The organism is Dysgonomonas sp. Marseille-P4361, from assembly GCF_900343125.1.
Lineage (GTDB): Bacteria > Bacteroidota > Bacteroidia > Bacteroidales > Dysgonomonadaceae > Dysgonomonas.
Window position 1 is genome coordinate 340,912 of record NZ_OPYL01000001.1, and the last position, 19,358, is coordinate 360,269.

Annotated in this window: 13 protein-coding genes and 1 tRNA gene; 3 read left to right on the forward strand and 11 right to left on the reverse strand. The window is 37.3% G+C overall.

From position 1 onward, the window contains the following. Positions 1 to 7: 7 nt before the first annotated feature. The 3 genes from DHU68_RS01430 (at position 8) to DHU68_RS01440 (ending at position 6,094) form a co-directional block, all read left to right on the forward strand. Positions 8 to 4,570 (forward strand): translocation/assembly module TamB domain-containing protein, encoded by a 4,563-nt coding sequence (locus DHU68_RS01430; RefSeq protein WP_108821187.1) that lies wholly within the window; start codon positions 8 to 10, stop codon positions 4,568 to 4,570. Between the two features lie 102 nt (positions 4,571 to 4,672). Continuing rightward, a tRNA-Val gene (locus DHU68_RS01435) sits at positions 4,673 to 4,750 on the forward strand. A gap of 288 nt (positions 4,751 to 5,038) precedes the next feature. Continuing rightward, positions 5,039 to 6,094: a site-specific integrase gene (locus tag DHU68_RS01440; RefSeq protein ID WP_108821188.1), complete on the forward strand. Its 1,056-nt coding sequence runs from the start codon at positions 5,039 to 5,041 to the stop codon at positions 6,092 to 6,094. A 238-nt stretch (positions 6,095 to 6,332) separates the two neighbouring features. On the opposite strand, the gene DHU68_RS01445 is transcribed toward DHU68_RS01440, so the two are convergent. The 11 genes from DHU68_RS01445 to DHU68_RS01495 are packed head-to-tail and all read right to left on the reverse strand — an operon-like array spanning position 6,333 to position 19,280. Then, complete coding sequence (locus DHU68_RS01445; protein WP_108821189.1) at positions 6,333 to 8,468, reverse strand: DEAD/DEAH box helicase; 2,136 nt, start codon at positions 8,466 to 8,468, stop codon at positions 6,333 to 6,335. Positions 8,469 to 8,501: 33 nt separating this feature from the next. Continuing rightward, positions 8,502 to 9,533 (reverse strand): virulence RhuM family protein, encoded by a 1,032-nt coding sequence (locus tag DHU68_RS01450; protein ID WP_108821190.1) that lies wholly within the window; start codon positions 9,531 to 9,533, stop codon positions 8,502 to 8,504. A 12-nt stretch (positions 9,534 to 9,545) separates the two neighbouring features. Further along, positions 9,546 to 12,755 (reverse strand): type I restriction endonuclease subunit R, encoded by a 3,210-nt coding sequence (locus tag DHU68_RS01455; protein ID WP_108821191.1) that lies wholly within the window; start codon positions 12,753 to 12,755, stop codon positions 9,546 to 9,548. Positions 12,756 to 12,759: 4 nt separating this feature from the next. After that, entirely contained in the window at positions 12,760 to 13,338 is a 579-nt protein-coding gene (locus DHU68_RS01460; RefSeq protein WP_108821192.1) for a toll/interleukin-1 receptor domain-containing protein, read from the reverse strand. A gap of 1 nt (position 13,339) precedes the next feature. After that, a complete protein-coding gene (locus DHU68_RS01465) occupies positions 13,340 to 14,041 on the reverse strand; it encodes a TIR domain-containing protein (RefSeq protein WP_108821193.1) in 702 nt (233 codons plus the stop codon). Positions 14,042 to 14,046: 5 nt separating this feature from the next. Continuing rightward, complete coding sequence (locus tag DHU68_RS01470; RefSeq protein WP_108821194.1) at positions 14,047 to 14,508, reverse strand: TIR domain-containing protein; 462 nt, start codon at positions 14,506 to 14,508, stop codon at positions 14,047 to 14,049. Positions 14,509 to 14,512: 4 nt separating this feature from the next. Next, the gene (locus tag DHU68_RS01475) at positions 14,513 to 15,109 is read right to left on the reverse strand and encodes a hypothetical protein (protein ID WP_108821195.1); all 597 of its coding nucleotides are present in this window, start codon (positions 15,107 to 15,109) and stop codon (positions 14,513 to 14,515) included. Beyond that, entirely contained in the window at positions 15,091 to 16,275 is a 1,185-nt protein-coding gene (locus DHU68_RS01480) for a toll/interleukin-1 receptor domain-containing protein (RefSeq protein ID WP_108821624.1), read from the reverse strand. The genes DHU68_RS01475 and DHU68_RS01480 overlap by 19 nt, the downstream gene beginning before the upstream one ends. A 6-nt stretch (positions 16,276 to 16,281) precedes the next feature. Beyond that, positions 16,282 to 17,502, reverse strand: coding sequence for a restriction endonuclease subunit S (locus tag DHU68_RS01485; protein ID WP_108821196.1), 1,221 nt, complete (start codon positions 17,500 to 17,502; stop codon positions 16,282 to 16,284). Then, complete coding sequence (locus DHU68_RS01490) at positions 17,492 to 19,066, reverse strand: class I SAM-dependent DNA methyltransferase (RefSeq protein WP_108821197.1); 1,575 nt, start codon at positions 19,064 to 19,066, stop codon at positions 17,492 to 17,494. The genes DHU68_RS01485 and DHU68_RS01490 overlap by 11 nt, the downstream gene beginning before the upstream one ends. A 4-nt stretch (positions 19,067 to 19,070) precedes the next feature. Then, on the reverse strand, positions 19,071 to 19,280 hold the full coding sequence (locus DHU68_RS01495; RefSeq protein ID WP_108821198.1) for a helix-turn-helix transcriptional regulator: 210 nt from the start codon (positions 19,278 to 19,280) through the stop codon (positions 19,071 to 19,073). Between the last annotated feature and the right edge of the window lie 78 nt (positions 19,281 to 19,358).

Here is a 19,358-nt window from a genome sequence, read left to right on the forward strand (position 1 = left end):
TTCTTAGATGGAAGAGATAGATAGTAACATCGATAATACAGAACAAAAGCCAGAGAAAAAGAGCCTACCCAAACGGCTTCTTAAGATTTTTCTCTACGTGGTTTTAGCCCTGATTGGACTAAATCTGCTTTTGTACATACTACTATCTATCCCGGCAATACAACAAAAAGCTGCCGATTTTGCAGTCGGAGAATTAAAGAAAACACTAAAAACCGAGGTCAAAATAGAGGAGTTGAGATTGAGCCTATTCAATCGTGCAACCTTGAAAGGTGTCTACGTAGAAGATCAGGCAAAAGATACCCTCCTATACGCCAATAGCTTAGAGGCTACACTCAGCCCGTGGGAATTAGTAAAAAGTAAGAAACTTGCTATCACCGGAATAACGCTTGATAACTTCCTTATCAATGTGAATAAGAAAGATAGTGTAAGCGATTTCAATTTTCAATTTATTATAGATGCCTTTTCGAGTGAAGACACAACAAAGACCGATACTACGAAGAGCGCTCTTGTGATCGTTATTGAGGATGTTAGCCTCACAAACGGACGGCTTAATTACGACATTTTATCCGATACTATCACTCCGGGAGTATTCAATGCTTCACATATTGCATTACAGGATTTTACCGCAAATATTGATTTAACATCCATCGATCCTGACAGATTTGATATTTCTTTGAATAAATTATCCGTAAGGGAAACATCGGGCATCGAAATCAGAAATCTTGAAGGACATCTTTTCTCTGAGGGTCCTCAACTGTGGGTTGAAGGATTAGCACTTACCCTCCCTGAATCGCATCTAATCACAAATAAGGTTAGATACAACCCCTCTTCTGATGAATTTGAGATAAATACAAATGATACTAGAATATCTCCTAAAGATTTAGTCGCTTTTCTGCCTAATTTGAAATTTCTGGACAAAGAATTAACACTAAATACAGGAATAAAAGGAACTCTTCCGAGTGTAAGTATTGATAGTATTGATATTACTTATGGAAAAGACTTTATTTTAAAAGGTTCAGCCTTTCTTGAGAGCTACGAAAAATATGCAACCTCCAATTTAGGCATTCATCTTAAGCATGTTAAAGCAACCCCTACAGCTATAGAATCGTTTGCGCGTCTTGGAGATTCTACTTTTATTTCTCCTGATATTCTAAAAGATCTAGGAGAATTATACTTAAAAGGGCAATTGACCGGACAATTAGATCAGTTTAAATTAGATTTGGAATCATGGAATAAATTAGGGGCTTTGAACCTTCTTGCATCGGGAAAAGTGGATTCCTCTTTCACCAACTTTGATGTGGCAGCAGGAGTTAAAACACGAAATTTCAATCTAGGGAAATTGCTCGGTGCTGATTCCGGACTAGATAAATTGACAGCACACATCAACCTGAAAGCTATGCAAAATAGCCATACTCCTTTAACAGCACAGGCAAGAGGGGCTATTGATGCCATCGGTTTTAATAAAGACACATTAGACAACATTCTTTTAAGCGGATATTACAACGCTAAAGACATGGGCTTAACAGCCAAAACGGATTGGGATACGGGAAACATATCCTTAAATGCCAGCATGAGTCAGACTAAAGTTCCTGACATAAAAGTACAATTAGAAGTAGACTCCTTGCATGTAGATCGTTTCTATAAAAATGAGAACTGGGTACACCCGCGTTTATCTCTAGCTCTAAAAGGAGATATAAAGGGACTTGATGTTGATAAGATGACAGGACTTGTTGAAATAGATAGTCTCAACTTTAAAGATGACAACTTTAATTTCAATCCGGGTAAATTTACGCTTGAGGCTGTGAACAACTCAGCAGATAACAAGCATATTAAATTAGAATCCTCTCTATTGTCGGCAACAATCCAAGGGCAATATACATTCATGGCGCTAGCCGATGAGTTTTCGGTAATAATGCATGATTATCTGCCTGCGGTATTTCCCGAGCCAAACAAAAAGTTGCTTAACAAAAAGAAAGAGAATGATTTCTCTTTTAGTGTAACAGCAAATAACTCAGAAGAGCTTGGCAAAGTATTAGGGTTACCGGTAGATGTGGTCCAACCCGCAACTATCAGTGGCTATGTAAATACAATAGACAAACGGATTAATATTGCAGGAAATATTCCTCATATCCGATTCAACGGACAAGACATACAAAACTCTGCTTTAGATATTTCTAACGGAGACTCTACTTTTAATATCATGGCCAGGAGCAAGGTATTGGTCGAAAAAGGAGACTATGATATAAATCTCATCGTTAATGGGAAAAGTAATGAGATGCAAAGTTCAATAAGCCTTTTTAGTGGAGATACAAACTTGAATATCAAGGGAGCAATTAATGCAAATGCAGAATTTACCAGAAATGAAGAAAAAGAACTTGTCTCTCAATTGAACATACTTCCTACTTCCGTCCTAATTGATAATCTTACGCTCAAGATACTCCCTGCCGAAGTGGTAAATATTGGGAAAAGAACAGAGATTGATAACTTTGGAATAGCAGTTAATGGAAAAAAATATTTCGGAGTAGATGGAGCAATATCCCCTTTGGAATCAGATACGCTTAAAGCTTACTTCGATCATGCAGAAATAGGAGATTTACTCGAAGCTTTTGACATGGATAATATTAAAGCTTGTCTGCATGGCGACATTCTATTGACTAATGTGATGGAAAGCCCCGAACTATACACAGAAGGACTGGAGATTGCAGATATTGTGGTTTACAATGATACTGTAGGGACTATAAATCTTGATAGTCAGTGGAACAACGATTTCGGAGGAGCTTATCTCTATGCCGCTTTAGAGAAAGGAGATGATATATTGAGTGAAATTGATGGCGTTATATACACTAATCAGGACTCTCTCGATTTGCAGGTACGCCTTATAGAAATGCCCCTCAAATGGATGCAACCTTTCTTAGCTACCACTCTGAATAAGCTGGACGGGAGTATCAGTACCAACATAATGATAGAAGGGAGTACCAAATCTCCTAAACTAAGAGGCTTCTTAGGGTTTAATGATACGCAAGTGGGGATCGATTACACTAACGTGACCTATACAATTTCAGACACCATTATGATCAGTCCCGACAGGATAGGATTTGACAATCTTACGTTGAAAGATAGCAAAGGAAATACAGCAAAGGTAAATGCCTCTGTAACGCATAAGAACTTCGAAGACATGAAGTTTTCTCTTAACATGCAGATGAATAAACTCATGGTTCTCAATACAGAGCATAGGATAGACAGTCTATTCTATGGAAGAGTGTTTGCCTCCGGTTCTGTCAAGATCAATGGTGATGAAAATGGCATCAACATGAATATGCAAATTAAGAATGACAAAAATTCTAAACTAAATATACTATTGCCGCAGCATTCCGAAGCTTCGGATTATAAGAGCGTCGTTTACATTAATGTTCCTGAAGAAAAATTAAAGGATAAAGATGCGTTAGGGAAATCTACCGCCACAGGCAGTCTTCCTCTCAATTTAAGTATAAAACTAGATGTAACTCCTGATATTGCTTTAGGAGTCGTTATCAACCCTTCTACCGGGGATGCTATGCAGGCTAAAGGGCAAGGAAAAATTACGTTCAACTATGACATGCAGAAAGAAAATATGTCTACATATGGCGAATACACCTTGACAGAAGGAAATGTTAAACTAAATCTTCAGAATATAAAAAAACTTCAGTTTGACATAAAAGAAGGAAGTAAATTATACTTTAATGGAGATCCCCTAAATACCCAATTTGACATTACAGCCTACCGTAGAGTAAGGTCTGACTTAAAAAGCTTAGATGTAAGTTTCGATAGTAATGACTATCCTTCCAAAATTGATGTAGATTGTATTTTGGATATTTCGGGAGATATAGATCAAATGGATCTTGGTTATAATATTAATTTTCCAAATGCAGAGGATGATGTACGAGCAAAGGTAAATAGCTATATAAGCACCGATGAGCAAAAGACATTGCAATTTGCATCTCTAGTTGTAACTGGCACCTTCTTCTCAAACATGGGAAATACCGGCAGCAGTATAGGTAACAGTCTATGGACTGGGATTGTGTCAAGTACACTTTCAAGTCGCCTAAGCGCTCTTGTTGGCAATATGTTAGGTAACGAATGGCAAGTGGGGGCTAATATTGAGTCCAACGATCCAAACTTGACAGACATGAACATGACCGTTAATGTTTCCCGCAAATTCTTAGACGATAAACTACATATTAAAACCAATTTAGGATATCGGACAAATCAATCGACTACGGCTGATAATTCTTTTATTGGAGACTTTGAAGCCGAATACCGATTAAATTCATTGTGGATACTGAGAGCCTATAATCATACAAACGATCAGTTTTACAGACAAGCCCCATATACTCAAGGGGTGGGAATCGTATATAGCAAAGAAGCTACATCGCTTAGACGTTTATTCCAGTCGTTCAGACCAAGAAGAAATCGAAATAGGGATAAAGAGAAAGAAGAAACGACGTCCCAACCTTCAGATTCAACAATTATCAATAAAGAACAACAGCCATTAATTGATAAAAAGACAGAGATCAAGGCTGATAATCAGTAATATAAAATTTTATTAAAAATATTTTTATCAAAAGTATTGCAGAATTAAAATCCTTACCCTATCTTTGCATCGCATTTGAGAGAAAATGCAACATCAAATAAAGGGCGGTTAGCTCAGTTGGTTCAGAGCATCTGGTTTACACCCAGAGGGTCGGGGGTTCGAATCCCTCACCGCCCACCAAACGGCAAAAAGGTCAAAAGCCACAGAATGCCAAAGAAAGACATAAAGTCTGTTAGTCAGTAGATTAGCAGACTTTTTTCTTTTTCATCGAAGCCAATAAAAGTCAAAGAAAGACAATAGTGGAGTGAGTAAAAAGTGAGTGAAACCCTGACTGATTTTTCACTCACTCGAAAGCTCGTTAATCACTATGATTAAATGACTTACAAAGGTATAACTTGTCATACTCAGGGAGGCTCAATCTTTAAGCGATAGTGAATAATTTTGTCAAATTGCCTAAAAACAAGAGTTATGAAGAGTACTTATCGAATCCTTTTTTTGATACGAAAGAATGATTTAAACAAAGATGGACAAGCCAACATAATGGTTAGAATATCTATTAGTGGCAAGAAATCAGAGTTTAGTTCTTTGCAGTTTGTTAAGCCCCAAATGTGGAGTTCAACAGGCAGAGTAATCGGAAGAACAAAAGAAGCTGTGACAATCAATGATGCCTTAGATAAAATAACTATAGCCTTAGACAAACATTATAAGGCTATCCTCGAAAAGGATGGCTATGTTACTCCTCAAAAACTTCGGGACACGTACTTGGGAAAAGAAATTAGAGAAAAAACAGTTCTTGCACTATATGACATTAAGGTAGAACAGAAAAGAAACTTAGTAGGAAAAACAATCCGAGATACAACACTATCCAAATATCTAGCCACCCGAAAACGTGTTGCAGATTTCATGCTACATAAATACAAAAAGGCGGATTTACAGATAAGAGAAGTAGATTTTCAATTCATAACTGACTATGAAGTTTACTTGAAATCGGTTTGCGATTGTGGTCACAACTCAACAATTAAACATTTACGCTATCTGAAACAGATAATAACCAATGCTCTTAAGAACAGATATATTTCTTATGACCCTTTTGACGATCTCCCATTGTCATACAAGCCAGTGAACAAGCAATTTTTGATAGAGCCTGAAATAAAAAAACTTCTATCAAAAAAGTTTGATTGTCAAAGATTAGAGGAGGTCAGAGATATATTTGCGTTTCAATGTTTCACAGGTATTGCCTACATAGATGTTTCCAATTTAACTACCGATAATATGTTTGAAGATGGTTTCGGTCAGAAATGGTTACGTTTAAGCAGGCAAAAATCAGATGTAGAAGCCAATATCCCATTGTTAGAGATTCCCTTAAGTATTATCAGAAAATACAGGAAGTTAGGAAGTGATAAACTGTTGCCAATGCATACCAATCAAAAGATGAATGAATATTTGAAGGAGATCGCAACTCTCTGTGGCATAAAGAAAAAGCTAACAACGCACGTTGCAAGATATACCCCTTCTCCTTTTTAGCTAAAAACGAGCAACTTACAACCTTATTTTTAAAAATAGGTAACGATTTGGTAACAAAACTATGCTTTTGAATTATTCCTTTATAAATCAGCCGTTTGGATTGGCTGTTATTCGGAATAGGTAACGGATAAGTAATGAGATAACTTCATCAATTTGCCCCACTTTGAGCAGGTTGATTAGCTTAGGACAAAGGTAACACAATTTCCCATTTTACATATAATTTGCTCCTACATCATTATTATTTTCGGAGCTTATTATAGTACCGGTTTCGTTGTTTGAACATCTTATCGAAATAATCAATCTTGGAATCTCGATAGTCAAAGATCACCGGAGGTTTTCCTGAGCGTTGAACTCTTCCGATATATTGCACTAACTTACCTTCGAAAGTAAATGGGTAAACGATAAACAAACATTCCAAGGCACTTATATCAATACCTTCCCCAAAATATTGTCCTGTTGAAATAATGATTTGAAAATGTCCTTGTTCAATCTGTTCCAACTTACTTTTCCGGCTTCTTTCCGAATCATCTCCTGAAATGGCAATCGTTTCGTACTTTTCTTTCAAATAAAGGTTTAAGATATTTACATGAGATTTTCTTTCAGTCAGTATCAGAATAGATTTGAACCGAGAGATATTCTCATCAATATCCTTTAAAATCAAGCCATTTCGAGCAGTGTCATATATAAGAACCTGCGAAACCGTTTCGTAGTTGTCGGTTTTGTAGTCGAAAGGAACGAACAGTTCAGTTTCCTTAATATTAATTTCAGCCTTGCTGTTTTGTTGCTCCAGCAACTCCTTTTGGGTCATTTCATAGATGATGTTGCCAATATATACATAGATCAACTTCTCATCGTTATTTTTCCGTTTTGGAGTAGCTGTCAGTCCGTACAGGTAATAGCAGTTTAGTTGAGTTATGACCTCCCGAAACGACTTCGCTGGTATATGATGGCATTCATCAACAATCACCATTCCGAATCGGTTTTTCAGTTCAGATAAATCGCCTCTGGTTAAAGACTGTATCATGGCAATCGTCACTTCTTTTCCAATTTTATCTTTCTGATTTCCGATTTGTCCAATTTGCTTTTTGGGTATAGATAAGAAGTTTTGTATTCGGTCGATCCATTGGTCGAATAATTGTTTGCGATGAACAAGAATGAGAGTTGGCTGCTTTTTCTGAGAAATCAGCTCCAACCCTATAATTGTCTTACCCGAACCGGGAGGAGAAACAATCACTCCAAAGTCTTTCGTTTCTGCTCGTTCCAATACTTCCTGTTGGTGCGGAAGTAAGTCAATTTTAGAGTTTACGGTAATCTCTTCCTGCCGACATCGTTCGTCTATGATTTTGATAGGAATGTTTTCTGAATTGCAAAATTTCACAAGAGAGGAGGCAAACCCACGAGGAATAATGATTCCCTCCGTAGTTTCTTCTATCAGCTTGAAATATTTTTCAATGTTGTATGCGGTTTTTCCTAATCGCTTCTTGACGATATAATCTGAATTCAGAAAGTTTAGATTATTCCGTAGAAAATCAATTAACTTCTGATTTAGTTGTATTCTTTTGAGATATATCTCACTGTTGATGAGTATTTCTAATTCGAAGGCGGATTTAGAATTGGTGTATTTTGAAGTGAAGACTTCTTTTGTTTTTCCTGATAGCAGTAAATGCAAAGAATCTATCTTCTGTTTAGGTATTTTCTTGACGGTCTCTAAAAAAGTCCACTGGTTATCAATCGGAGTGAGTGTATCCGGCTCTATAAAACAGGAGTTGCCTTGTACTAATGAATTGCCTTGCAGAGGAAGGGCAATCAGATTGCCGATACCTTTTCCCGAATGAATATCCTGATTAGGAAAGAGTCTATCAAAGCTCGGTTCTTTTTCGAATTTAGATATAATGCCGGATTGCAACAACAGTTCGAACATTATTTTCCGGCTTTGGAAAGCAGGGATATTCTCTTCAAAGAACAACCATAAGTGTCCGCCGCTACCGGAGCGTGAGCGTTCTATATACGCAGGTAGTTCAACTTCCAGACACGCTTTGTGCAGTTTGAATATGGATTCTTGCCAATTTTCTTCATCAAAATCGGCCGCAATGAAAAACGAAGTATTATCTTGTAAAAGAGGGTAAATTCCGACTGTCGTTTTTCCGGCAAAGTGTTCTCTTAATGCTACGTCATTAAATGGAAGATATTCTTTTTTCGTGTAACTGGCAAATGTTCCTCCTGAGGCTTTGTGTTTGTTATAATCATCCCAATCCACTTTGTAGGCTGGCATATATCCACTTCGTCCATCTTTCTCCCATCGAACCGCATAAACATCATCCCTTCCTCGAAAAAGAGATTTGTAGGTATCTATGTGGGATTGTGATATTTGCATTGGACGGACTTTTATGGTTAATGTTTCATATTCCTACGATTTATTATTTTTCTTTTTACCAAGCAATTTAAGTTTTTCCTCAGCTTGTTCAATGCTTGCTATAAATTGTTTTTCGACCTCTGAAAGTTCAGCATTACTTTTTTGTTTATATGCGTCATACTCAGCCAAAGCTTTTCTTTGCGCTAATTCTGCCGATATTTTACCGGCATGAGTTAAAACATCTTGTCGGCTCATTGAAATAAAACCGTCCAGCACCTCAATCCATTCTTTCATATACATAGGTTTCTGCTGTATGGCATTTATTTCTGCAATATCTAAATAAGCAGAAACGAGGCGATTTAAAAGAGCTAATTCCTCTTCTGTCAGATAGTTCTTTGCGACAATAATTTCTTGCTTGGTCGGTTTCTTTCCTTTGAAAGCGGTTAAGCCCATAAAAGGGAGTTCGGCATTGGCTCTTTGGAAGATCACCTCTGCTGCCGTATGTCCATGTGCCGCCCAATGCAGTTTATTTTGCACAGTCTGAAAAAACTTTTGCGTAATATCAGTTCGAGGGTCATAGTCAATGCTTGTCGCATAAATTTCGAGAACCTTGCGGTAGAAAAGTTTTTCGGAAGAACGTATATCGCGAATCCGGTCGAGTAATTCTTCAAAATATCCTCCTCCTTGTTTTAATAGCTCGTCATTCATCGTGAATCCTTTTATCAGGTATTCACGCAACCGTTCGGTAGCCCATATCCGGAATTGAGTACCTCTCAGCGACTTTACTCTATAACCAACGGAGATTATGACATCCAGATTGTAGTGTTCAATTTCACGCTCTACCTGCCGACTACCTTCTAATCGAACTGTTCGGAATTTCCGAACAGTTGAATCGGGCATCAGCTCTCCTTCTTCGAAAATATGCTTTATATGCTCGCTTATATTAGATTTTGACGATTGAAACAATTCGACCATGTCAGCTTGTGTCAGCCAAACGGTATTATCGTCCAAGCGTACTTGTATCTTGATTTTCCCGTCTTCGGATTGATATAACAATATTTCGCTATTTGATTTTTGGGGCAGCATATATGATTCCTTTTAGTTTTTATTCTTCTTGAAATTCTCCGCTTGCTCGAAAATCTCGGCATAAACCTCGTCACGTTCTACCGGCGGATAACCGTGCTCATCAAGCAAGAGGATTAAACCTACCTTTAAAGCTGATTTTATATCATCTCGTTTGTCCCAATCGGGATATTTGGCTTGTGTATCGACCAAGGTCTTTACGCTTTTAGCAAGCTCAATCATTTTGTCATCAGGGTAAGTGAAGTCGTATTTTATGCAGAGCGATTTGAGAATGTCGTAAAACGCTTTTTCCTCAAAATCGATACCCATCTCATCGCCTGCCGAGAATTCTTTATGCACTTCCCAAATCAGATTGGTTAGTTGCTCTGCCATTTCTTCATAGACTTCGCTTCGCAGAATATCGTTGGCATCGCGGTTATTGTAATTTTCCACTAAACGTTCCATCTTTTTACTGAAGTCGATTCCTTTTATACGGTTTACCTTTTTCAGTTCGCCGATTACTTTCGCCAGCAGCTTTTGGAGAAGCTTTATTTTTGTATTGGGAAGTTTAATCTTATCAATCTTTGCCAAATAATCTTCATCAAAAATATCTTGTTCGGTTTCATCTTCCGAACCCATTTTGAAGATTTCTTCCACGCCATCACTTGTCAGAGCGTCTTTTATCATTTCCTGCACCTTGGCGTTCATCTGAGCCGTATCAGGAGCATCGCCTTTGGTGAGTTTGAAAACAATAGAACGAACAGCCAAATAGAAATGCGTATAATCTCGCTCTTCCTGCGTCAGTTGTTCGCTGCCTGTACAAATATCGTAAGCTGCTTTCAGTCGTTTTACCAAATCCATAAAGCGGGTTTCAAACTCTTTGGTGCATTGTACGTACTCGGCAGCGCGGTTCAAACAGTTCAGCTGTTCCAACGTATTGCCTGAGAAATATGCCGAACTATCGAATTTATGAAACAGTTTCGCCAACAAATCCAAATGGTCTTTCACCACCACAAGCGACTGGGCAATGTCTTCAAAATTATCTTTATCACCTTTATTGTAATGAGCCAAAGCAAGGTTCATCTGTTTTTTTATTCCAATATAATCGACCACCAAACCTTTGTTTTTTCCTTCAAACTTACGGTTTACGCGCGAAATAGTTTGTATTAGATTGTGTTGCTGAATGGGTTTGTCGATATAAATGGTGTCGAGAAACGGCACATCGAAGCCAGTAAGCCACATATCTACCACAATAGCAATTTTGAAATTCGACTTTTCGTTTTTGAATTGTCGGTCAAGCTCTTTACGGTATTCTTTTGTACCAAGCAATTCATACAACTCTTTTTCATCGTCTTTGCTGCGAGTCATCACGAGTTTAATATATTCCATTGGTTTCAACTCGCGTTTGTCTTTGTCTGTAAGTTCAACGCTTTCGTCCACAAATCGGATTTCTCCCCATTCGGGACGAAGAGCCAGCACGTTTTTATAAAAATCGTAGGCTATAGTGCGGTTGCTACACACAAACATCGCTTTGCCTTTTACGGAAGAGCCTTCGGTAATTCGGTTTTCGTAATGCTTCACAAAATCTTCCGCCAACGCTTTCAATCGGTCGGGGTCTCCAAGAATGGCATTCAAGCGAGCCGATTCTTGTTTACTTTTCTCTATCTGATATTCATTTGCCCCTTCTTCGGCAACGTCGTTGTAGTATTGTTCTATTTTTTGCAGTTCGCTGTTGTTTAGAACCACTTTTGCCGCCCGTCCTTCGTACACAATACGGACGGTAATTTCGTCGCGAACCGATTCGGTCATGGTGTAAGCATCAACCACTTTGCCGAAAACATCGAGAGTCGCATCAATGGGCGTACCTGTGAATCCTACATAAACAGCATTCGGAAGAGAATCATGCAAATATTTGGCAAAACCAAATGTTTTGGAAACGCCTTTTTCGGTTACTTTTATCTTTTGGTCGAGATTGGTTTGGCTACGGTGCGCTTCGTCCGAAATACAAATCACATTCTGCCGGTCGGTCAGTAATTGGGTATCTTCAGTAAATTTATGAATGGTAGTCAAAAAAACACCGCCACTTTCACGTCCTTGTAATAACTCTCGCAAATGTTCGCGACTCTCAACACTAATCACATTGTTGTCGCCGATATATTGCTTGGCATTGGTAAACTGTCCTGCCAGTTGGTCGTCTAAATCGGTTCGGTCGGTAATAAGCACAATGGTTGGACTTCCGAAATATTCGCTTTTCATTAGCAAACGAGTAAGGAAAAGCATAGTATAACTTTTTCCGCAACCTGTCGCTCCGAAATACGTTCCGCCTTTGCCATTTCCATACGGTTTTTGCGCTTTTTTGATATTTTCGAATAAGGCACGAGCCGCGTAATACTGCGGATAGCGACAAACAATTTTCTCATTCTTTTTCGACGAGTCGGGAATGTAAACAAAGTTTCGCAGTATATCCCGCAACCTGTTTTTCTGAAACATGCCTTGAGTCAAGGTGTACATAGAATCTATGCCATCCACTTCTTTATTCATCCCTGCAATACGTCTCCATGCGTAGAAAAAATCGTAAGGAGCAAAAAACGAACCGGCTTTATTGTTTATGCCATCGCTGATAACGCAGAAAGCATTGTATTTGAATAGTTCGGGAATATCACGCTCATAGCGGACGGTGAGTTGCGTGTACGCATCGTAAATGGTGGTATCTTCGCGAATGGCGCTCTTGAATTCGAAGACAACCAAAGGCAAACCATTGATGTATAATGTACCGTCGGGAATGCGTTTTTCCGAACCTTGAATTTCCAATTGAGTTACAAAACGGTAGATATTCGCGTCGGTTATGTATTCGGCTTGTGGTTCGGCAGCAATGGAGATTAAATCTTCGGGCACAAAAGTTTGGTTTTCCAGCCCCGAATAGTCAATCAACTGAATATAAATGTCTTTTTGATTATGATCTTCACGTTTAAGAATAAATCCATCGGACAGCATTTTCATAAAACGCTTATTGCTCTCGTACAAATCGGAAGCGGGTAGCGATTTCAACTCCAACAGAATGGATTTGATTTCCGTATCGGTAATGCCGTGGTTGGCGTAACGTTTTTTTAGGAAATTATGCAAATCGTCTTCTATCAACACTTCTTCGGGTCGACGGATAAGCGTATTGCCCAAGCAATGCAGATAACCCTCTTGTGTCAAGAGTTCGGCAAATGCGTGTTCGAGTTTGGATTCGGTGAATTTCATATCATTATCTTCTTAGCCAATCTTTTAATGGCACTAAATTCAAATTCCCATTATCTAAAGGTGTTTTTACGTAGTAACCCTTGGGGATATAAGAGCCATTCAGGTATACACCATTTCCATTTTCATAATCAATATATGGATATATTTTCAAATACTCAGCACCAGAAAAAGATTGATATGTCCTATTCACAGGAAACAAAGCGATATGCTCTTTGTATTTCGCCGCATCCCCCAAACCTAATTCCCAATTACACCACTTTGAGTTAATGGCATTTTGAGTTGCTATAAGAATAAACTTATTCGATACTTTTATTCTATTTTTTAATTTAACAGCAGTTTCAGCATTAGTGTAAGCTGGCATTTCTTCATCCATCCAATCAACATAAATATCAACACCTTCGTTTTTCAAGAAAGCAATCACATCATGAAGAATTACCAACTCATCATGTTTATGTGAGAGAAAAACCATTGGCTTTGTTTTATCCCTAGAATAACTTTCGTTAAGATTGACAAAATTATCCCTAGAGAAAGTCATAGTTCTTGTACGATAATTAGATAATTGTGATTCTGATATAAAACTCATATTAATCAAGATTTATGTGAACATCGTATAGATTAGCCGCATTTTTTATTTCTATTGCTTTTTCAATATAATGATTACAATTGTCATTGTACATAAAACTGTCCCATCTTACAGTTTTTATAAACGAAGGTTCGTCCGTAATATGAATTTGCGTTCCATTACATTCTCTGAATTCAGTCTCGATAATATTAAACATATTGTCTTTTAGTATTTTGAAAAGTTGTCCAGTGTGGTGTGTTGTGCTATTACAATTGGGATTCGATGTATAATACCAATCATATGTACCTGTTTCGTCCGGCAATACAATGCCTAAAACAGCATTCATTTGTTTTGTATTACCCCCTGTTGGTACTGTTCTCAGAGAATATGAGATTTCCCAGGGAATCCATTGTTCACTTTCAGATTCATCTGTTTTCATTCCTTTTGAGATTAAAACAATGGTTATACTACTTTGCCTAATCTTCTTTTTCAAAGACGTTTCAATAGTACTGTCTGCAAAATTCTCAAGACTTTCTCCATCTTTCTCTCCAAGATTCATGTGATCTTTATCTATTTTCTCTTGCAAACGGTCTACATAATCTCTAGCTCTTGTTCTTCTACGATTCCAGATCATTCTATAGTTTACTTCTTCGTAATAAGAGTCTTGTAGCTTGGCTACATTTTCATCTCCATATTTGTATGACACAAAAACTTTTTTTCCCATAATATTTAGTATCTACTTCTTACTTTAATCGCATCTTCTACAAGTTCTGCTATGTTGTTCTTTATATCATCATAAACATATTTACTAGTGGAATATGTCGATTCAAAAATAGGTACGTGACTTGCCAGCGGATTTTTTCCTTTAGACGACTGATTCCCTAATACATCTTCCAACTTGTGTATGTAAATCCCACAAACCGCTTTTCCTAATTCCCAAGCTCTATTAATTTCATAATTTACCCATTTTCGTTCACTCGTTTTTTCACCAATCAAAACAACCAAACAAGATTTGTCTTTCAAATTGTCATCAATCCATGTCTTGATTGTTGAATCACTTTTGCTCTTAACATCTTCCCATTTGTTTCCATTGACAGGTTTATCTCCTTCAACAGTTCCTATGTTGCGAACTTGACCAGCTCGCCAGTTATCATTGTCAAAATGAAAACTATAAAAAACTTTTCTTGCCATATAATTATATTTTATCAATTAGAAATTTCTGAAACAAAGACATGTATCCATAATCTTTTAAGAATCGTTCATTTTTCAACTCTTTTGGAAATTGATTGTCATATACAAGTTTAGTTGCCGCTCCTGTGCTTGCAATTGGTAGTATAAGAGCATCAGGGTGATATTTTATGAACATATTGTATTCGACTTCTATACCATCCATTCCTCCAATAAAAATAGCTGCTGAAAATTTATTCTCCGAAAACATTCTATTTCGCATATGCTGAATGCTAGAGTGAATATCTCCGGCATTCTCTGTAAAAACTATATTCTCAAATTTGTTATTATCAGGTGGAAATTTATCCTTAAAAAATAGAGACTGGTAAAGTAACACATGATTTTGAATGTTTAAATTCAGTTTTTGCATTACATAGTATATCAGTGGTGTAATAGAAGGGTGACCACCCCAAACTAATCTATGTTTCGGTAGCACTGTAGTGGCTAAAGCAATTACAGAATCTCTAATTGCAATAATATCCGCCGTTCCTATATATTTAGGATCTCTTTCAGGCAATGGAGCACTTGCTGAAAGGAAAATATTTTTTACTTCGTTTGCAGCCATATTTGAAAGTCTTGTTTTTTTAATGTTTTTATGTCTTTCTTGAAATTGTCATTAAGCCAATCCAAATGATTAAGCCATTTATCACGGATTCGTAAATCATCATATATCAAACGGATCGAAACCTCATCATATCCCAATAATTCTCTTTTGATTTCCGCCGATTGGCAATTAGTGGATTGTGGAATCCCGATAGTCGGAATATAAATTACACGACTACCATTTGGCAAGTCTTCTGTTAAAATTTTCTCAGGTTGAACAGTCACAGTTCTACCATTTTTTTCTGCAATATTTCTGAATTCGGTTATAAGATTATCTTGTCTTGCTGCTAAATTTCGAGCTCTTACAGACTCAACCTCAGATATTATTTTTTCAACAATGGTTACTGCTAATTTTGATTTATCTTTATCAGAATAGTCGCGGTCTACAAAATCATCTGCAACCAATTGTAATGGATAGCTTAAATGTGAGGACGGATCAATGTCTTTTATATTATGGTTTGGCCAAACTAATTGGACTATTCCAATTTGCTTGGCTGCAGCTTCTGCAAATTCTTCTTTACACCAATGACTTTCTAAAAAGCCAGGGGTGTTAAGTAGGACAACCACATCGCAGTCACTCATTCTATGCCATAATTCATCTTGAAATGGTTCTCCTTTTTCAATGGAGTGAGTGTCCAGGAAAACGTCAAAATTATGAGATTCCAATGCTTCAAATAGTTGAATTGCAATAGGCGTAGATTCAGTTCTTCTATAACTTATAAATACTTTTCGTGTACTTCTTAACAATTCAAAGGATTGTAGTACGATATTAGCTATTCTATTTAATTCATGTTCTTTATACTGAATTCCATTTTGTTTTTTTAATTCTTGTGGAATTTCAGCTTCAAATGCTCCATCATTAAAGTATATAGGCAGAATCATAGTGCCATCTTTAATAAGTTTTTCGATAATGTGTACGTCCTTGAAATCGCCACCCTCATCTCCAAAATATATTGCAAAAGCGGGTTGATTTCCTTTGTATTCACGCTCCAAATCAACAGGTTCTATGACTTTAATAAAGTCTTCAGGTAGTCCAAGGTGTACAAGTTCTTCATTGATCCTATTCAATATATCTTGCTTAATTGGAACGTCTGAACCTAATAGAATTAATTGGTATTTATATTTCATGTTCATTTAATTTTCTATTGTTGCCATTTTCGAAAGAAAAATATTTTTAGTTTCATTGAGTAGCTTATTTTCAGCGTGAATTAAGTTAATCAAATTGTTTTTCTCATTAAAAAAAATTTGAGCAAAGCCTAAAGTATCCCTATCGGGCAAAACAAAATTTAAAATAAGTAAATCATCTGCCGTAATTGAAGGATATGTTGAAACGCTCATTTCTGCTTTTGCTTGTAAAAATTCAGTCGTTTTTTCATCTGTAATGAAAGAGTAAATTAATTCTGGAAATACTATGTCGCTTTTTACACGAAGTACAGCAAAACCAGTCGATACAATAAGGTTCTCTGGAGTATTCGTCAATAATCCAAAATGTTTTAATGCTGGTCTTACTGTTGAAATAATAATGTCATTGTTCTTCACTTTCCTCCTTGCCCGACTTGGAATTTCATCTTCATCCAAATCTAATTCTTGAAGGTTTTCAATTTTGTTATTTGTAATATTTCCAGTATCTAAATACAAAATATCTTTCAACTCATCATTATTTGATAATGTTTCGGGGTTACAATCTACGACATTGCTTAACTGCTCCACTCTCCACCCCTTTGGAATCTCCCCCAACTCACTCTCCTCCATTTCTCCGCCAGAGCTTTTATATGGTTTACCTTCTTCGTTTGGGAACTCAAAATCCACAAACCACTCTTTATAAATAGCTTGCGCTGTTTCTTCGAGTTTTTGTATCAGTTGGTTGTTTAGGTTTATACGGTTTTGTATAACATTGTACTCTGCTACTATTTCGCGTTGCTTTTCGGGAGAGGGAATAGGGAGTTGCATATCCAAAAAAGTATTCCAATTCAATCCGCCACGTACATCTGCATCGGTATAAAACCACGTGTTTCTATCAAATTCCTTGCGAGAAAACCACATCATTAAATATTCGGGAAGCAATTCATTTCTATCTATAATTTCAAAGACATCATAAGCAGGAGAAATAATAAATTTATCTTTTCTAGTTGATAAGGCAATAGGCAACCGTTTGTCTCGTCCAACGTGCATTCTATTACAAGCAAACTGATTTTTTTCTACAACTTTATATCGGGACAAGTCAGTTCCCACAACATTGGCAACAGAAGGCATATAATATTTGTCGATATTAATACCTAACAAGTTGGTTATGCTGTCGTCTTCGTTCCTTACATCCACTTCACGAATATAATTACCCAATCGTTTATAGTTCATAGCCTAAACTTTTAAATACGTTGAGCAATTCTTTTTTCGACTCTTCTTCGGCTTGCAATAACTCTTTAAATTCAGCTTGCAAAGTTTTCATCTTTTCATCGAAGTCGATATTTTCATCCCTATTCTTAAAAGCAATGTACTTGCTTGGCACTAATGAAAAATCTTTTGCTTCTATTTCTTCTATGGAGGCTGAATAACAATATTCTGCTTGGTTAAAAGCTTCCGAAATGTTTTCTAATGTTGAAGTTTGCCAATCATGATAAGTTGCGGCAACTTGCTGAATGTCACTGATAGAGAATTGAGTGAATTTCTTTTCAAAAGGTTCGCCCATTTGGCGTAGATCCATAAATAGGATTTCTCCTTCACGTTGACGATAATTTCGATTTTCGCTACCAATCTGTGCTGTTCGTGCTGTTTTATTTCGGTTCAATATCCAAAGTGTAACGCTGATATTGGTTGTATAGAACATATTTTGCGGCAAAACCAGAATAGCCTCCACCAAATCATTTTCAATCAGTTTACGGCGAATTTTGTATTCTTCACCGCCACCGCTCAATGCTCCATTAGCAAGGATAAAACCAGCTACACCGTTTTCGGAAAGTTTGCTTGCCATGTTGAGAATCCAACCATAATTGGCATTGCTTTTGGGCGGAACATCGTAGCCACGCCAACGCGGGTCGTCAATAAGTTCATCTTGGGCACGCCAATCTTTTTGATTAAACGGCGGATTTGCCATAATGTAATCGGCTTTCAAGTCTTTGTGTTGGTCGTCCGAAAAAGTATTGGCGGCTTTTGCTCCCAAGTTGGCGGAAATGCCACGAATGGCAAGGTTCATTTTTGCCAGTTTGTAAGTCGTATTGGTGTATTCTTGTCCGTAAATGGAAACCTCGCGTTTGTTGCCGTGGTGGCTCTCGATAAACTTAATTGACTGCACAAACATACCGCCCGAACCGCAAGCGGGGTCATAAATGATTCCCTTATAAGGTTCAATCATTTCAGCAATCAGGTTTACAATACTTTTGGGCGTGTAAAATTCGCCTTTCCCTTTTCCTTCCGCCAAAGCGAATTTCGAAAGGAAGTATTCATACACGCGTCCTACAATATCTTGTTCTTTATCTTTCAGTGTGTTTATCTCGCTTATTTCGTCAATCAACGAAGCCAATTTAGAAGATTCCAAACCTAAGCGGGAGAAATAATTGTCGGGCAACGCACCCTTTAGGCTTTTGTTGTCTTTTTCGATGGTATGGAGAGCGGTGTCGATAATGAGAGCCAAATCGTCTTGTTTGGCTTTTTCCTTGATATAGTTCCACCGCGATATTTCTTCAAGAAAAAACACATTGCTCATATTGTAAAATTCGGGCATTTCCACGTATTTCTCTTTTCCGTCGGCAATGAGTTTGGCTCGGTGTTCCTCGAACTTATCGCTGACAAATTTCAGAAATATCAATCCCAATACCACGTGTTTGTATTCCGAAGGCTCAACGCTTCCACGCAATTTATTCGCCGACTCCCACAGGCTTACCTCAATAGGCTTTTCTTGTTTTTCTTTCGCTTTTTTAGCCATGTATCTATTTGCTACTATTTAATAAATCTTTTACATCTACATTCAACAACTCAGCTATTTTTGCAAATGTTTCAATTGGAGGTTGCATGGTATTTGAGCACCACCGAGATACTGTTGCAGGATCCCTTCCGAGTTGTTCTGCCAGCCATTTGCCGGTTTTTTGCTTTTCAACTAACACAATTTTAATCCGATTAATAGGTTTCATCGCTCTCATCTGTTGATTTTAAACGCAAATATATTGATTTTTATCGAAAGTTTTCGTGTTCAATATCAGTAACTTTTCAACATATTA

Bases quoted from the DNA above. Each gene is read 5' to 3' on its own strand.
- DHU68_RS01430 (WP_108821187.1), top strand. From the start codon at position 8: ATGGAAGAGATAGATAGTAACATCGATAATACAGAACAAAAGCCAGAG.
- DHU68_RS01440 (WP_108821188.1), top strand. From the start codon at position 5,039: ATGAAGAGTACTTATCGAATCCTTTTTTTGATACGAAAGAATGATTTA.
- DHU68_RS01445 (WP_108821189.1), bottom strand. From the start codon at position 8,468: ATGCAAATATCACAATCCCACATAGATACCTACAAATCTCTTTTTCGA.
- DHU68_RS01450 (WP_108821190.1), bottom strand. From the start codon at position 9,533: ATGCTGCCCCAAAAATCAAATAGCGAAATATTGTTATATCAATCCGAA.
- DHU68_RS01455 (WP_108821191.1), bottom strand. From the start codon at position 12,755: ATGAAATTCACCGAATCCAAACTCGAACACGCATTTGCCGAACTCTTG.
- DHU68_RS01460 (WP_108821192.1), bottom strand. From the start codon at position 13,338: ATGAGTTTTATATCAGAATCACAATTATCTAATTATCGTACAAGAACT.
- DHU68_RS01465 (WP_108821193.1), bottom strand. From the start codon at position 14,041: ATGGGAAAAAAAGTTTTTGTGTCATACAAATATGGAGATGAAAATGTA.
- DHU68_RS01470 (WP_108821194.1), bottom strand. From the start codon at position 14,508: ATGGCAAGAAAAGTTTTTTATAGTTTTCATTTTGACAATGATAACTGG.
- DHU68_RS01475 (WP_108821195.1), bottom strand. From the start codon at position 15,109: ATGGCTGCAAACGAAGTAAAAAATATTTTCCTTTCAGCAAGTGCTCCA.
- DHU68_RS01480 (WP_108821624.1), bottom strand. From the start codon at position 16,275: ATGAAATATAAATACCAATTAATTCTATTAGGTTCAGACGTTCCAATT.
- DHU68_RS01485 (WP_108821196.1), bottom strand. From the start codon at position 17,502: ATGAACTATAAACGATTGGGTAATTATATTCGTGAAGTGGATGTAAGG.
- DHU68_RS01490 (WP_108821197.1), bottom strand. From the start codon at position 19,066: ATGGCTAAAAAAGCGAAAGAAAAACAAGAAAAGCCTATTGAGGTAAGC.
- DHU68_RS01495 (WP_108821198.1), bottom strand. From the start codon at position 19,280: ATGAGAGCGATGAAACCTATTAATCGGATTAAAATTGTGTTAGTTGAA.